Source organism: Neobacillus drentensis (assembly GCF_036962125.1).
GTDB lineage: Bacteria > Bacillota > Bacilli > Bacillales > Cytobacillaceae > Neobacillus > Neobacillus drentensis_B.
This window is the reverse complement of record NZ_JBALOA010000026.1, coordinates 128889-142931: the sequence shown is the minus strand read 5'-3', so window position 1 is coordinate 142931 and position 14043 is coordinate 128889. Positions and strand designations below refer to the sequence as shown.

Below are 14043 nucleotides of genomic sequence, written 5' to 3'. Positions count from 1 at the left end.
GCCGCTGACCAGGGCGCTTCCGCTTTTCTTATTCTGCCTTCGGTTTAATCGCAATTAATGCAACAATTGCTGCCACGATACTAAGACTGCTTAAAAGAATGAAAATCCAATGTGTAGAACTTTTTAATAACAGGGCAATAATCGGAGGTCCTGCTGCCACTCCGATAAATCTCATCGAACTATAGATTGACGAAATTGTTCCACGTTCTTCCTTTTCAACTCCTTCAGTTATAAGGGCGTCGAGACAAGGGAGGCTAATACCGATACCCACTCCACTGATGAGGAACATGATAATCATGTACCACAACTTAATGGAAAACCACAGTGCTGCGATAGAAACTGCCGCAGCGACAATCCCAATAAAGGTTAACCATTTCATTAGAACTTTATTTTTCTTAATGACTTTTCCGCTAATGAATGAGGATAAACAAAGTGCTCCAAGGGGTAATGCTAAAAAAATTCCTTTTTTGATATCCTTAATGCCATATTCCTTTTCAAAGATTTCCGAAAGGTAAAACAATATTCCAAAAAGGACAAGCATGAGAATGCCTCCAATAAAAAAGATGGAATAGAGCCAGCGTCCTTTTTCAGTAAAGGTCTTCTTTACATTGATGAAAAAATCTTTAAAGGGAATTGGTTTTTCATTGGTCTTTGGACATTTGACCAAAAAAATAATCATTAGAACTGAAAGGGCACAAAATATTGGGATGGAGAAAAAAGGTAAAAACCAGATAAATCCTGCTAGGAATGCCCCCAATATTGGGCTTAAAACTTTTCCGAATGTATTCGATGTTTCAATTAATCCCAAACAGCTGCTGACATCATCATCATTTTTAAACATATCACCAACCAGTGGTAAAACAATAGGAGCCGCACCAGCTGCCCCAACGCCCTGCAATGCTCGTCCAATTAAAATAATCCAATAAGCGTCATTTAACTTCCATGAAGCATAACCGGAAATCAAACCGCCGATACCTGAAATAATCAAACTTGGGATAATTACCTTTTTCCTGCCGATATGATCTGATAAGTAACCGGCAATAGGTATTAAAAATATAGCAACAATCGAATATACGGTAATAATCATACTAGTTTGAAAGGATGAAATCGATAATTTCTTTTCCATTGAAGGTAATACAGGTATTAACATCGAATTTCCCAATGTCATGACGAGAGGAATGGAAGATAGTGAGACGATTGCCCACTTTTGTTTAGATACCTCGCCGGACTTCTTCTCTCCAGCCGCTGACTTTTTCTTTTTTGCAGCTTTAGGATTTTGGCTTAAATGTTCAATATGCTCCATTTATCTTCAATCCCGCCTTCATTTAATTTCTACTCTTACTATTTACTTAATCACATGAAAAAACCCTAGTTGGAAAATCCTTTAAATGGAATAAATGAAATTTTTCGGGATACAATGTAAGCAAGGAATGAATCGCTTAGTTATTTTAAATATTCTAAATTTTTTCTTGACTTTAAGGGTGAAATTGCGTAGGATATAAATCAACATCAACACTAAACTTAATAATTAACTCGTTGAACAAGAGGAGTACACTAATTTTATTCTTCTAAGAGAGTCGGGGTAGGTGGGAGCCCGATAAGAAAGAATTTGTGGAATGGACTTGTGAGAGGCATCTTGAACCTTAGTAGGGATGCACGGGGCTCCGCCGTTAAAAGGATAGGATATCGAATGAATAATTCCGTATCTGAAGAGGAAGCAGGTTTACTAATCTGCTTCAAATGGAGGTGGCACCACGACCATAGAATCGTCCTCTATATGCGCAAAATTTTTGCGCATATAGAGGACGATTTTTTTTATTTAGAAAGGAGTCTATAATGAATGAACATAAAAACGGATTATTTAATTAAGGAAATTAAAGGAGACACGCTTACTCCTATTTCCATCCTAAAAAAAATTAGCGGAACAAAGAAATTCCTATTGGAAAGTTCTCATAAGTACAATGATTCAGGGCGATATTCTTTTATCGGTGCGGACCCGGCTTTTGAGCTTATTTCAAGAGGTAATCGTAATGAAATTATTCACCGAAATGGAGACAAGAAAGTAGTAAAAGAGAACCCTCTAGAGTTATTAAAAAAGTTGGTCCCCCAGGAAGGCTTTGATGGGGTTCCCTTTCCGTTTATTGGCGGCGCGGTCGGTTACGTGGGATATGACATTATCAGGCAATATGAAGTCATTGGTGAAGAATATCAAAACGAAATGGAAATGCCAGATGTACACTTAATGTTTTATGAAGAAATCATCGCCTTTGATCACCTAGAAGATAAGGTTTTACTTTGTGGTTGCCCTTTAGTCAAGGATAGCAATAACGCGTTAATTGAAAAAAGGATTATTGAGCGGATTGAGGAACTAAAGCAGCCTACCTTTTACCCAACAGAGGAACCATTTTATTTTTCCGGTTTTGATTCTGAAACATCAAAAGAAACGTTTATCAAGAATGTAGAAGCAGCGAAGGAACATATTTTAGCAGGTGATATTTTTCAAGTAGTTCTTTCCCGAAGAATGAAATCAACATTTAGCGGAGATCCATTATCACTTTATCGGAAGCATCGTGCCAATAATCCTACTCCATATATGTTTTATATTGAATTTGACGCCTATACCGTTATTGGCTCATCGCCTGAGAGTTTAATTAAAACACGAGGCAGGACGGTCATTTCGAATCCAATCGCAGGGACAAAAAAACGCGGCAGCACAAACGATGAAGATTTGTTAATTGAAAAGGAATTGAAAAATGATGAAAAGGAATTAGCTGAGCATAAAATGCTCGTCGATCTCGGGAGAAATGATCTTGGCAAAATCTGTGAATTTGGTTCAGTTCATGTGGATAAGTATATGGCAGTCGAAAAATACCGTCATGTGATGCATCTTGTTTCTGAAGTAAGCGGGCAATTAAAATCTGGGAAGACCGCCATTGATGCCCTCGCTGCCTGCCTGCCTGCTGGGACTGTTTCGGGAGCTCCAAAAGTTCGTGCGATGGAGATAATTAACCAGTTGGAGAAATCCAAACGAGGCTTATATTCAGGAGCAGTGGGTTATTTATCAGCAGATGGAAATATGGACTTTGCTCTTGCCATCCGAACGATGATCTTAAAAGATGATGCAGCCTATATTCAAGCTGGGGCAGGAATCGTTTATGACTCTAACCCGGAGTCAGAATATCAAGAAACCATAAACAAACTAAACTCTTTTTTGGAGGGTGAGAAATGATTTTATTGGTAGATAATTTTGATTCATTTACTTTTAACCTCTATCAATATCTGGGTGAATTAGGGGAACAAATGACTGTTTTAAGAAATAACCAGGTAAGCATCGAGCAAATTAAGGAATTAAACCCGAAAGCCATAATTCTATCCCCTGGGCCTGGAAAGCCGGAAGATGCCGGGATCTGTGTCGAACTCATTCAATCATTTTATGAACATATCCCGATTTTAGGAATTTGCCTCGGCCATCAGGCAATTGGTGCTGCATTCGGAGGAGTGATTCAAAGGGCAGCTATTATCAAGCATGGTAAAACATCATTTATAACACATCATGGCAATGGTTTATTTAAGGATCTCCCCAATCCATTAGAAGTGATGCGCTATCATTCATTAATAATTGATAAAGGTAGTATTCCTAGAAGCCTCGAGTGTATTGCTCATTCTGATGATGATCAGGAAATTATGGCGGTCAGACATCGTCACTATCCCGTCTTTGGTCTTCAATTTCATCCGGAGTCCATTGGTACTCCTTCAGGTAAGCAAATCCTAAATAATTTTTTAGAAGAGATAGGGAGGATGAAGAAAAGTGAAAAATTATTTACTCCAATTAGCTGAACATGAATCGTTTTCCGAAAATCAAATGGAGGAAGCCGTAAGTTGCATTTTAGGTGAGGAGGTTTCTGAATCTGAAATTGCTGCTTTTCTGATGGGATTGAAATCAAAAGGGGAAACAGTCGAAGAAATTACAGGGATTGTAAAAGCGATGAAGGCAAATACGCTAAAATTTAAAGAGAAATTTTCTGGTGTTATCGATAATTGTGGGACTGGCGGAGACGGATCTTCTAGTTTTAATGTCAGTACTACCTCGGCATTTGTGATTGCTGGTGCAGGAATTCCTGTTGCCAAGCATGGCAATCGAAGTGTATCTAGTAAAACAGGAAGTGCCGATGTGCTCGAATACTTAGGAATTAATTTAAACCTTTCCTCAGAACGGACAGAAGAAATCCTTCAAGAAATAGGCCTATCTTTCTTGTTCGCACCAAATGTTCATCCGAAATTAAAGAGAGTTATGACAGTTAGAAAACAGTTAAAAATCCCAACTATTTTTAATTTTATCGGACCACTTACCAATCCGATTGAGTTGGACTATCAATTGTTAGGTGTGTATCGGAGAGACCTATTGAATGTATTTGCTGAAGTACTGTTAAAGCTAGGACGGAAGCGGGCAATTGTCATCAATGGTGCGGGCTTTATGGATGAAGCATCACTTCAGGGCGAAAACCATTTAACTCTTTTAGAAAGTGGCAAGATTACGAATCAATCTTTTTTTCCAGAAGAAATTAATCTCCCACAATATGATAACAGTTGTATTAGGGGTGGGGATTCTAAGCAGAATGCTGAAATCTTAATCCATGTATTAAAAGGTGAAAAGGGTGCTTACCGTGATACGGTATTACTCAATTCCGGTCTTGGGATATTAACAGCTGGTAAAGCTGATTCCATTACTGAGGGGATTTTAATGGCAAGAGAAATCATTGATTCTGGCGCAGCTTATGAAAAATTAACTTCTTTAATTGAAAAATCACAAGCAGCAGGTCAGAAAGAGGCGATATAAGTGACAACCATCTTAGATAAAATTATTGACCAAAAGAAAAGGGAAGTTTCTTTACTTCGTGAGGGTAGCCAGCCATTCGAAAATATAAGCGAGCCGAAAAGGTCATTTATTAAGAAGTTGGCAGCCGCGGATGAGATGGCAATCATTTCTGAGTTTAAGCGGGCATCGCCTTCAAAAGGAATCATTAATAATGTGATTGAGCCTTCCTATCAGGCGGGTCTATATGAAGAATTTGGTGCATCGGCCATATCTGTACTGACGGACCAAACCTTTTTTAAAGGTTCGTTTGATGATTTAAGAGCGGTTCGGAGCAAAGTCAATCTGCCGATTCTCTGTAAAGACTTTATTATTGATGAGCTGCAAATAAAGCTAGCTGCCTCAAATGGTGCGGATATTATTTTATTGATTGTAGCAGCGTTAGACGAACAAAGACTAGGTGAACTTTTTCATTATGCTAAAAATCTAGGACTTGAAATATTGGTCGAGGTTCATAATCAGCTGGAATTGGAAAAAGGCCTAAAAACAGGTGCGAAGTTGATTGGAGTAAATAATCGCGACTTAAAGACCTTTAATGTTTCACTTGAAGTAACTGAAAGCTTAGCTTCGATGGTAAAAAGCACAGGAGCTTACCTAATTAGTGAGAGTGGGATCCATCATCAAGCGGATGTAATGCGGGTGAGAAATGCAGGGGCAAATGGAATTTTGGTAGGGGAATCGCTAATGAAAAGTTCGAATATCAAACAATCGTTTATTGACTTTCGTTTGCCCCTTAAAGAAGGTGCAAATCGATGAAAGTGAAAATTTGTGGAATCATGGATGTGGAAACAGGAGTTGCTGCGGTTCAATCTGGTGCTGATGTCCTTGGGTTTGTCTTCGCAGAAAGTAAGCGAGAAGTCTCCATTGAAAGAGCAAAAGAAATTATTAGTCATTTACCAAAAGAAGTCGATAAGGTTGGCGTATTTGTGAATGAATCAAAAGAAACAATCGAGAACATTGCTTCTATTGTGGGACTTACACATATCCAATTGCACGGGGACGAAACAGCATTATTCAGTGAAACACTTTCTTTGCCGGTTATAAAAGCAATCAGTTTTCAAGGGAATGAGAGCTTAGCGGCTTTAGCAGAGTTTCCAAGTGACTATATTTTACTCGATAGCCCTAAAGGAAAATACAGAGGTGGGAATGGAACGGTCTTTAATTGGAGTGAGGTCAATCCCAGTTTGATTAATAGGCAAAAAGTGATCCTTGCCGGTGGTTTACATCCAGAAAACGTACAGGAAGCGATTCGAATTATCAGGCCATTCATGGTTGATGTGAGCTCAGGAGTAGAAACCGATGGGAAAAAGGATGTAAAAAAGATAAAAACATTTATCGAAAAAGCTAAAAGTACACCTGTAGGGAGGTAAAAGGAATGAACACCTATACATTACCAAATGAGAAAGGCCACTTCGGCATTTTTGGGGGAAGATTTGTCCCAGAAACCTTAATGAAAGCAGTAATTGAACTTGGTGAGGCCTATGAGAGCGCAAAGAAAGATCCAACCTTTCATGCTGAGATTCAACAATTATTAAAAAACTATGTTGGTCGGGAAACGCCATTATACTATGCAGAGAATCTTACACGACATGCAGGCGGTGCTAAAATTTTTCTAAAAAGAGAAGATTTAAACCATACTGGTGCTCATAAAATAAACAATGCCATCGGGCAGGCACTTTTAGCGGTGCGGATGGGAAAGAAGAAAATTGTTGCTGAAACAGGAGCAGGTCAGCATGGTGTAGCAACTGCCACTGTTTGTGCATTATTAAATCTTAAGTGTATCGTGTTTATGGGCGAGGAAGATATCAAAAGACAGGCGTTAAATGTATTTCGGATGGAATTGCTGGGCACTAAGGTCGTCAGTGTGACCTCTGGAAGTGCAACCTTGAAAGATGCCGTAAATGAGGCTTTAAGGTACTGGGTTGAAAACGTAGATGATACCCACTATTTACTGGGCTCGGTTATGGGGCCGCATCCATTTCCACAAATGGTCAGAGATTTTCAAAGTGTAATTGGTAAGGAAACAAAACAACAATTCCTTGTTAGTGAAGGAGCGCTGCCTGACGCATTAGTTGCCTGTATTGGCGGGGGAAGCAATGCAATGGGCATGTTTTACCCATTTATCGAAGAGGAAGATGTCAAAATGTATGGCGTGGAAGCAGCTGGACAGGGTGTTGATACTGAATATCATGCAGCGTCCTTAACCAAAGGAAGTCCAGGTGTATTACATGGAGCACTTATGTATCTTTTACAAGACGATGATGGCCAAATTCAAGAAGCTCATTCCATCTCGGCCGGGCTTGATTATCCAGGGATTGGACCGGAACACAGCTATTTACATGATATAGGCCGTGCAGAATATCACTCGATTACCGATGATGAGGCACTTGAAGCCTTTCAGCTTTTATCTAAGCTTGAAGGAATCATTCCGGCGCTTGAGAGTGCACATGCAATTGCCTTTGCTGTGAAAGTTGCTGCGGAAATGGATGAATCAAAGAAGATTGTCGTTTGTCTCTCAGGGCGCGGAGACAAAGATGTAGATACCGTGAAAACTCGGCTCGGAGAGAGGAGATAAGTGATGGACCGTTTTGAGAAAACTTTTACAGCATTAAAGGAAAATAATAACAAAGCGTTTGTTCCCTACATAATGGCTGGGGATGGGGGGCTTGAAGGGTTAGTTGACCGCCTAAAATTGTTAGAAAAATTTGGTGCAACCGCAATTGAGGTGGGTGTTCCTTTCTCCGATCCAGTTGCTGATGGACCAACCATCCAACGAGCAGGTATAAGGGCACTTAATCAAGGAACAACCTTAAAAAACATTATCTCCGAACTAGAGAAAGCGCGCCGTGAGGTTAGTGTTCCTATTATTCTAATGACGTATTTAAATCCAATTTATCGCTATGGTATTAATGAATTTGTCCAAGATATTCAGACTGCAGGTGTTGACGGTTGTATCATTCCCGATTTACCAATAGAAGAAGAAGGAATAATTACACTGCAATTAGAAGAAGCAGGTATTGAATTGATTCGTTTGGTAACGTTAACCACACCATTAGAGCGGATTAAAACCATTGCAGGCAAGGGCAAGGGCTTTCTATACACAGTAACGATTAAGGGAATTACAGGAGTTAGGAATGAATATGATTCGGAGTTAAATCAATTTTTAAAGGCTGTAAAAGCGATTAGTCCGATACCAGTTTTAGCCGGATTCGGCATTTCATCTCAAGAACAAATAAAGGAGATAACAAAATACTGCGATGGAGTTATAGTTGGCAGTAAGATTGTTGACTTATTTTACTCTGAAAACGTGCAGGAGTTGGAAGCGTTAATGTCAGTGTTAAAACCAATTTCAAAGATCATCTAAGTATCAAGCCTGCTACCCTTCTGGGAGTAGGCTTTTTTTAAACGAAAAAAAAGTAAAAGTTTTGAACTTAGTTTACNNGCTAGTGTCCTTCGCTCTCCGCCCTACGATAAGTCAACATCGAATCGCTATCGCTCTTCGTGTTTCCTTTATCTCAGTTGGAGTGCTCCAGGCCATACGCCGCTGACCAGGGCGCTTCCGCTTTTATTAGTGTGATTTGTTACAGCGGGAATCTGCTATTATTACTATAATTTAGTTTACAGTGTTGATTGTTGATGCGCCAAATAGGAGAAAAAAAGCTTTAATTAAGGATGTGGGATTATGAGGGTTTATGAAACAATGCTTTCCATTCTAGAAGAAAAAGGGCCTTTACCAATTCCACAAATTTGCAATGAGCTAAACCAGGTTCTTATTTCAAGTCGCGAAATGCCAGTCCTTCCTGCACAGATTAATTCAATTGTAACAAAGAAAAAGGATGTATTTCGAGTTAACGACGGAAATATTTCAATCCATCCTGATAAACGTCCTTGTTCATTAATTGCTTCTCTTGAAGGTTTTGGAGGGGTCTCCTATCAAGTGCGCGTTAATTTCTTGAAAAATAGATTTGCTGCATTGCAATGGAGAAATAAAGAGGATTTTCACCCATTTACAGATTATCAGTCTGTGGTTCCTGGTAACTTGGAGGAATTTAAAAAAGAACTTTACAGTTTAAATATCTGGGAGTGGTACCCCACTTATCGAAGTGAAGACGGTATAATTCTTGAAGGAAAGTACTGGTCTGTTAAATTAATTACCAAAGGTAAGGTCTATGAAAGTGAAGGAACGAAAAGTTATCCAGGAAATTGGGATATGTTTTGTAAAGCTGTTGAAAAACTAACAGGGACACCTTTTCATTAGTTCGAAAAATAGTACCAATCAGCAGTAATTCCCAGCTTCTTGAATGCAACCCATTTTTCCTGTATAATATGTTTATACTTAAGAAATAAACTTATCTTTATGTTCACCCTTTTCGAAACTTCCCGATGTGGAAGTTTTGTTTGTTTTAATAGATTAGTTATTTTTTCAAAAAATAAAGGAGCGTAGCTGATATGAAAGAAATGATAGTCGAAGAACTATTTACGATTAAAAACCCAATAATCATTGATATACGCTCACCTATTGAGTTTAAAGATGGCGCCATTCCAGGTGCAATCAATGTTCCCTTATTTACAGACGAAGAACGTCAAATTATCGGGACAATTTATAAACAAGAGGGACAAGCAATAGCAAAATGGAAGGCAATGGAAATGGTGTCTCCGAAGATTCCTGTGCTTCTTCAGACGATTAAAAACTATGTTTCCAATGACACCGAGCTTATTATCCATTGTTGGCGTGGTGGGATGAGAAGTAAAGCAGTGGTCACCTTTTTAGAGTTTGCTGGAATATATGCATGGCGGCTTGAAGGTGGGTACAAAGCGTATCGTCACTATATTCTTGAACAATTACCGACGATGCTTCCGAAAAAAGCAGTTGTCCTTCATGGCCTAACGGGTGTCGGAAAAACCGAAGTCCTAAAGATTTTGAAAACAAGAGGTTATCCAATTTTAGACCTGGAAGAAATGGCAGGGCATCGCGGGTCGATATTCGGAACAATTGGCCTTGGGGACGGACATAATCAAAAAACATTCGATTCCTTATTGTTTAAAGGGCTTCAAGAAATAAGTGAGGCAGAATACTTTTTAGTTGAGGCTGAGAGCAAAAGAATAGGTAAGGCCGTTCAAATGGAAGAACTAATGGATAAAAAAATGAGAGGGATAAATATTAACCTTAACACACCGATTGAACAAAGGGTAAAGCATCTCGTCTCTGAATATGTCTATCCGTACAAGGATGAGCCCTGGTATATCGAACAGATTTCCGGAGGCATCGAAAAAGTGTTAAGGCGGATAAAAGCTATAGATACGAGAAATTCGCTTATTAAAACGCTCACCGATCGAAATTATCCAGAGATGATTCGAATACTCCTTGAAGATTATTATGATCCACGCTACGACCATGCCAAGCAAGAGTATGAAGGGGAATTCTTTGAAATCTTTGCAGATCATCCAGTTGATGCAGCTGACAAAGTTGCCGCAAAGCTGGAAGAGTTATCCCTCTTACCTACTGAGTTAATAAATAACTAAAGTAAAATGGAAAACCGCTGAAATCCTTCAGCGGTTTTTTAATATTATCGTTTTTTAAACGGTCTAAGGCCGCGCCTTTTGATTTCATCCTTTAAAATTTTAATCCATTCTTGTTCCTTGTCAGATTTTAATGCATCTCGATACGAAAAAACTAGTTGCTCATTACTCATAATTTTCATATTTTGAATGCCTCCTCGAGAAAATGGATTGAATATTCAGTCTTTATAATTGTAATGGTTTTTGATTCATTTAAGAACCTAAAATTAACAAAAACTTAAAAAAGTTCATAGTTTAGAATTAAAAAGAACCTTTTTTTCAGCTGATTTGCACAAGGAAGGAGTAGGATATTGTTGCACACTATTAACCATTTTGATTATACTTAGAATTGGACAAAGTATGAAAGGAACGGTGGCAATAATGATTCATCTTTCATGGCGTGATCGTGAAACAATTAAGAAAATAAAATGTGTTCATACAGATGCACAAAAGTATCTTGTTAATAGGGCTTTAACTGTTGGGAAAATTTATGATGTGAAAAATGAAACGGAAGAATTTTATTACATTATTGATAATACTGGAAAAGTAGGCGGCTTCTACAAAGAATATTTCCAAGATGCTTAGAAAAAAGGACTGTGTGGCTTAGCCTGCAGTCTTTTCTAATGGAAGGAGAATGGATGGTGACAAAATTGTGGAACGACCTTTTTACATTACAAGGGGAAACAGTTAAATTACTACCTATCAGCATGGATCACTTAAATGGTTTGTGGGAAGCGGCCCGACCTGATGAAATATGGACGTATATGGCGACAAAGGTTCGCTCGAAGGACGAGATGGAACAAATGATAAAAGCGGCGAGAATTGCACGAGAAAAAGGGACAGAATATACCTTCACTGTTATAGATAATGAAAATCGAATTATTGGGAGTACTCGATTTTTAGACATCCTGCCACGTCATAAAAGTGCTGAAATTGGATCGACTTGGTATCATCCTGATGTATGGCGGACGAGGGTAAATACAGAATGTAAATTCCTGTTATTAAGACATGCTTTTGATGTTTGGAACCTTACTCGAGTCCAATTAAAAACCGATTCTCGTAATATTAAATCTCAGAAGGCTATTGCTCGAATTGGCGGGGTAAAGGAGGGTGTGTTACGAAAAGATCGGGTCATTTCAGATGGATATGTTAGGGACACAGTCTTTTTTAGTATTCTTAGTAATGAATGGATCAATGTAAATGCTCATTTAAAAATGATGCTACAAAAATAAAGATAAGGAAATGCCTGGCTGATTGCCAGGCATTTTTAAGGTTATGCTAATCCTATTTTGCATTCGGAAAGACCCGACGGATAGTATCCGAAAATGCATCTAGAAAACCTGAAGTCGACTTTCCATTTCGAATTACCTCTGAATAAGTATTCATTTGGTCATAGAAATCAGGGTTTGCAGATATATAAACGTTGTCAACGTTTCGATCAGCTGATTTGATTCTTTTAGCAATCCTATTTTCCAAATCAGAAGTCAGTTTACCTTGGGATGAACGTTCCATTTTTACAGCGACATATGCATTGTTATCATTTACAATTACATTGGCATCGTCAACTTCAGCTAGGTGGATTATTTTTTTTGCTGCCAGGCCAGATACGCTTGGAGTGGTTTGGGTATTTCCGGTATAGTTGTTACGCAAATTGGAATTAGTGTTATAATTTCTGTTGCGGTCAAGTTCTGGGTCAGTAGTATCTGCACTTGAAATAGCTGGTCCAACCTGATGAGGGCTGGTATAATTCACTCGGGTTATATCTGTTTTATTTCGTTGTCGGTTTGCTGCTTCATTATCCATATTATTCTGCGCACAACCAGTTAAATATAGACTTGAAATGAGGGTGGCGATAATGATTAAGCTGTTTTTCATGTTGTCTTAACACTCCTTTGTCAAAGTATTACATAATTAGCTTGCCAAAATGGTAAAAAACTATCCTCAACCATTTAAAGTGTAGAATAATAAAAAGGGATATATATATTTTGTCATGAGGTGTTTAGTTTGCTTTATTTCTATGTTGGATTGGGCGGGGTCGCTGGCAGTTTACTCCGCTATTTATTATCAGTTATCGCTGTGGAACTATGGGGAAAGGCATTCCCAATTGGAACCCTGTTCATCAATCTATCAGGGGCTTTTCTGCTAGGCTTTATTACCACTCATTTTGTAGGTTCCAAACGGGTTCACCCGTATTTAATCACTGCACTGACAACGGGTGTCATTGGTTCTTATACTACGTTTTCTACTTTTAGCGTTGAAACGGTTCAATTACTCGAATCAGGTAAATTTGCTCTTGGTTTACTTTATTTATTTGTCAGTTTAATTGGAGGTATTCTTTTAGTTAGGGCAGGAATGAAACTTAGTCAACAAACAAAAAAGTGGAGGAAGATTCTATGAACGGGATATTACTAATTTCAATGGGAGGGTTCTTTGGTGCGATATCCCGCTTTGCCATTAGCAAAAAACTCCAATACAGTAACAGCTATCCTATGGGAACTCTAACGGTTAATTTTGTTGGTGCATTTCTATTAGGGTTGGCTGTTGGTTTGCAGCTCCAGGGCTCACTCTATTCATTGGTGGGTATTGGATTTATGGGGGCATTTACGACGTTCTCTACCTTAATGTTGGAAGCAGTTAAACTAAATAAGGAAGGAAAGAAAAAATGGTATTACAGTTATTTGCTAGGCAGTTATGGGGGAGGAATTATTCTTGCTTATTCAGGGCTATTGTTAGGGAAGGGGTTATAAAAAAGAAGCGTCCGCGGACGCTTCTTATTGGTTATTTTTGCTTTACTTGAACTTTGGGAGCTTTGTTGGATTGATATAGGCTGCGGCTAATCAATGTTTGTACAATTAGGAATGTACCGCCCACTACCCAATACAGTGGAAGTGCTGCTGGTGCGTTAAAAGAAAACATCACAATCATTAATGGTGACATTAATCCCATGTATTTCATTTGGGCTTGCTGTGCTGCAGGCATATTCGACTGTGACACTTTAAATTGGAAGTAGTAAATAACCCCAGCAATAATTGTAATAATAATATCAGGATGTCCAAGACTAAACCACAAAAATTCATGAGTTTTTATTTGTTCAGAACCGCGAATGGCATAATAGAATCCAGTTAAAATCGGCATTTGAATGAGCAATGGCAAACAACCCATATTTAGAGGATTGACCCCATGCTTTTTATAAAGACCCATCATCTCAGCTTGTAATTCCTGCTTTTTCTTTGGATCTTTTTCTGTTTTCATTTTTGCCTGGATAACGTCCATTTCAGGTTTTAGTACATCCATCTTTTCTTTCATACCCATTTGATTTTTATATTGCCTTAACATTAATGGCATTAAGGCTAACCTGATTACTAGAGTGATAACAATAATGGCTAAGCCGTAGTTGCCATTAAAGAATTCTGCAACGGAATGAATAGAGATAGAAAAAGGATTAACTATATAATGTTGAAAAAAACCGGTTTTGTTGGTTGTAACAGGACCGTTTTGAGCTTGAGCTGAACACGCTGATAATAGTAATGTTGTAAATGCTAGTAAAGCAATCATAATAAATGAAGATTTTTTAGTTTTCATATTTCCTCCTAGAATGTTGTAAATAGTTA

Annotated in this window: 17 protein-coding genes and 1 other annotated feature; of the genes, 13 read left to right on the top strand and 4 right to left on the bottom strand. The window is 38.4% G+C overall.

What is annotated here, in order from left to right:
• Nucleotides 1-28: 28 nt before the first annotated feature.
• Entirely contained in the window at nt 29-1303 is a 1275-nt protein-coding gene (locus V7121_RS20655) for an MFS transporter (protein WP_335547641.1), read from the bottom strand.
• A gap of 224 nt (nt 1304-1527) precedes the next feature.
• Nucleotides 1528-1777, top strand: a binding site (T-box leader).
• Between the two features lie 63 nt (nt 1778-1840).
• Between V7121_RS20655 and trpE the strand changes: the two genes are divergently transcribed.
• The 9 genes from trpE (at nt 1841) to mnmH (ending at nt 10396) form a co-directional block, all read left to right on the top strand.
• Nucleotides 1841-3229 carry an anthranilate synthase component I gene (gene trpE / locus V7121_RS20650; RefSeq protein WP_335547639.1) on the top strand — a complete coding sequence of 463 codons (1389 nt, stop codon included), beginning with the start codon at nt 1841-1843 and terminating at the stop codon, nt 3227-3229.
• Nucleotides 3226-3837, top strand: a complete 612-nt coding sequence (locus tag V7121_RS20645) for an anthranilate synthase component II (protein ID WP_335500156.1) — start codon at nt 3226-3228, stop codon at nt 3835-3837. Before trpE ends, V7121_RS20645 begins: the two co-directional genes overlap by 4 nt.
• Nucleotides 3809-4837: an anthranilate phosphoribosyltransferase gene (gene trpD / locus V7121_RS20640; protein WP_335547637.1), complete on the top strand. Its 1029-nt coding sequence runs from the start codon at nt 3809-3811 to the stop codon at nt 4835-4837. Before V7121_RS20645 ends, trpD begins: the two co-directional genes overlap by 29 nt.
• Nucleotides 4838-5629: an indole-3-glycerol phosphate synthase TrpC gene (trpC, locus tag V7121_RS20635; protein ID WP_335500152.1), complete on the top strand. Its 792-nt coding sequence runs from the start codon at nt 4838-4840 to the stop codon at nt 5627-5629.
• Entirely contained in the window at nt 5626-6243 is a 618-nt protein-coding gene (locus tag V7121_RS20630) for a phosphoribosylanthranilate isomerase (protein ID WP_335500150.1), read from the top strand. Before trpC ends, V7121_RS20630 begins: the two co-directional genes overlap by 4 nt.
• 5 nt (nt 6244-6248) lie before the next feature.
• Nucleotides 6249-7448 (top strand): tryptophan synthase subunit beta, encoded by a 1200-nt coding sequence (trpB, locus tag V7121_RS20625; RefSeq protein ID WP_335500148.1) that lies wholly within the window; start codon nt 6249-6251, stop codon nt 7446-7448.
• Nucleotides 7449-7451: 3 nt separating this feature from the next.
• Entirely contained in the window at nt 7452-8237 is a 786-nt protein-coding gene (trpA, locus tag V7121_RS20620) for a tryptophan synthase subunit alpha (RefSeq protein WP_335547635.1), read from the top strand.
• Between the two features lie 318 nt (nt 8238-8555).
• Nucleotides 8556-9131 carry a hypothetical protein gene (locus V7121_RS20615; RefSeq protein ID WP_335547633.1) on the top strand — a complete coding sequence of 192 codons (576 nt, stop codon included), beginning with the start codon at nt 8556-8558 and terminating at the stop codon, nt 9129-9131.
• Nucleotides 9132-9322: 191 nt separating this feature from the next.
• On the top strand, nt 9323-10396 hold the full coding sequence (gene mnmH / locus V7121_RS20610; protein ID WP_335500143.1) for a tRNA 2-selenouridine(34) synthase MnmH: 1074 nt from the start codon (nt 9323-9325) through the stop codon (nt 10394-10396).
• Between the two features lie 44 nt (nt 10397-10440).
• On the opposite strand, the gene sda is transcribed toward mnmH, so the two are convergent.
• Entirely contained in the window at nt 10441-10575 is a 135-nt protein-coding gene (sda, locus tag V7121_RS20605; protein ID WP_335500141.1) for a sporulation histidine kinase inhibitor Sda, read from the bottom strand.
• A gap of 238 nt (nt 10576-10813) precedes the next feature.
• Here sda and V7121_RS20600 point away from each other — a divergent pair, with 238 nt between their 5' ends.
• The gene (locus tag V7121_RS20600; protein WP_335500448.1) at nt 10814-11017 is read left to right on the top strand and encodes a DUF6501 family protein; all 204 of its coding nucleotides are present in this window, start codon (nt 10814-10816) and stop codon (nt 11015-11017) included.
• Between the two features lie 53 nt (nt 11018-11070).
• Complete coding sequence (locus tag V7121_RS20595; protein ID WP_335547632.1) at nt 11071-11664, top strand: GNAT family N-acetyltransferase; 594 nt, start codon at nt 11071-11073, stop codon at nt 11662-11664.
• A 52-nt stretch (nt 11665-11716) separates the two neighbouring features.
• Here V7121_RS20595 and V7121_RS20590 read toward each other — a convergent pair whose 3' ends face one another.
• Nucleotides 11717-12307, bottom strand: a complete 591-nt coding sequence (locus V7121_RS20590) for a YhcN/YlaJ family sporulation lipoprotein (RefSeq protein WP_335500137.1) — start codon at nt 12305-12307, stop codon at nt 11717-11719.
• A gap of 129 nt (nt 12308-12436) precedes the next feature.
• On the opposite strand from V7121_RS20590, the gene crcB reads away from it, so the two are divergent.
• Together crcB and V7121_RS20580 are read left to right on the top strand one after the other, a co-directional pair.
• Nucleotides 12437-12829 (top strand): fluoride efflux transporter CrcB, encoded by a 393-nt coding sequence (gene crcB, locus V7121_RS20585; RefSeq protein WP_335547630.1) that lies wholly within the window; start codon nt 12437-12439, stop codon nt 12827-12829.
• Nucleotides 12826-13179: a fluoride efflux transporter FluC gene (locus V7121_RS20580; RefSeq protein ID WP_335547628.1), complete on the top strand. Its 354-nt coding sequence runs from the start codon at nt 12826-12828 to the stop codon at nt 13177-13179. The genes crcB and V7121_RS20580 overlap by 4 nt, the downstream gene beginning before the upstream one ends.
• A 31-nt stretch (nt 13180-13210) precedes the next feature.
• Here V7121_RS20580 and yidC read toward each other — a convergent pair whose 3' ends face one another.
• The gene (gene yidC / locus V7121_RS20575) at nt 13211-14014 is read right to left on the bottom strand and encodes a membrane protein insertase YidC (protein WP_335500130.1); all 804 of its coding nucleotides are present in this window, start codon (nt 14012-14014) and stop codon (nt 13211-13213) included.
• Nucleotides 14015-14043 lie beyond the last annotated feature (29 nt).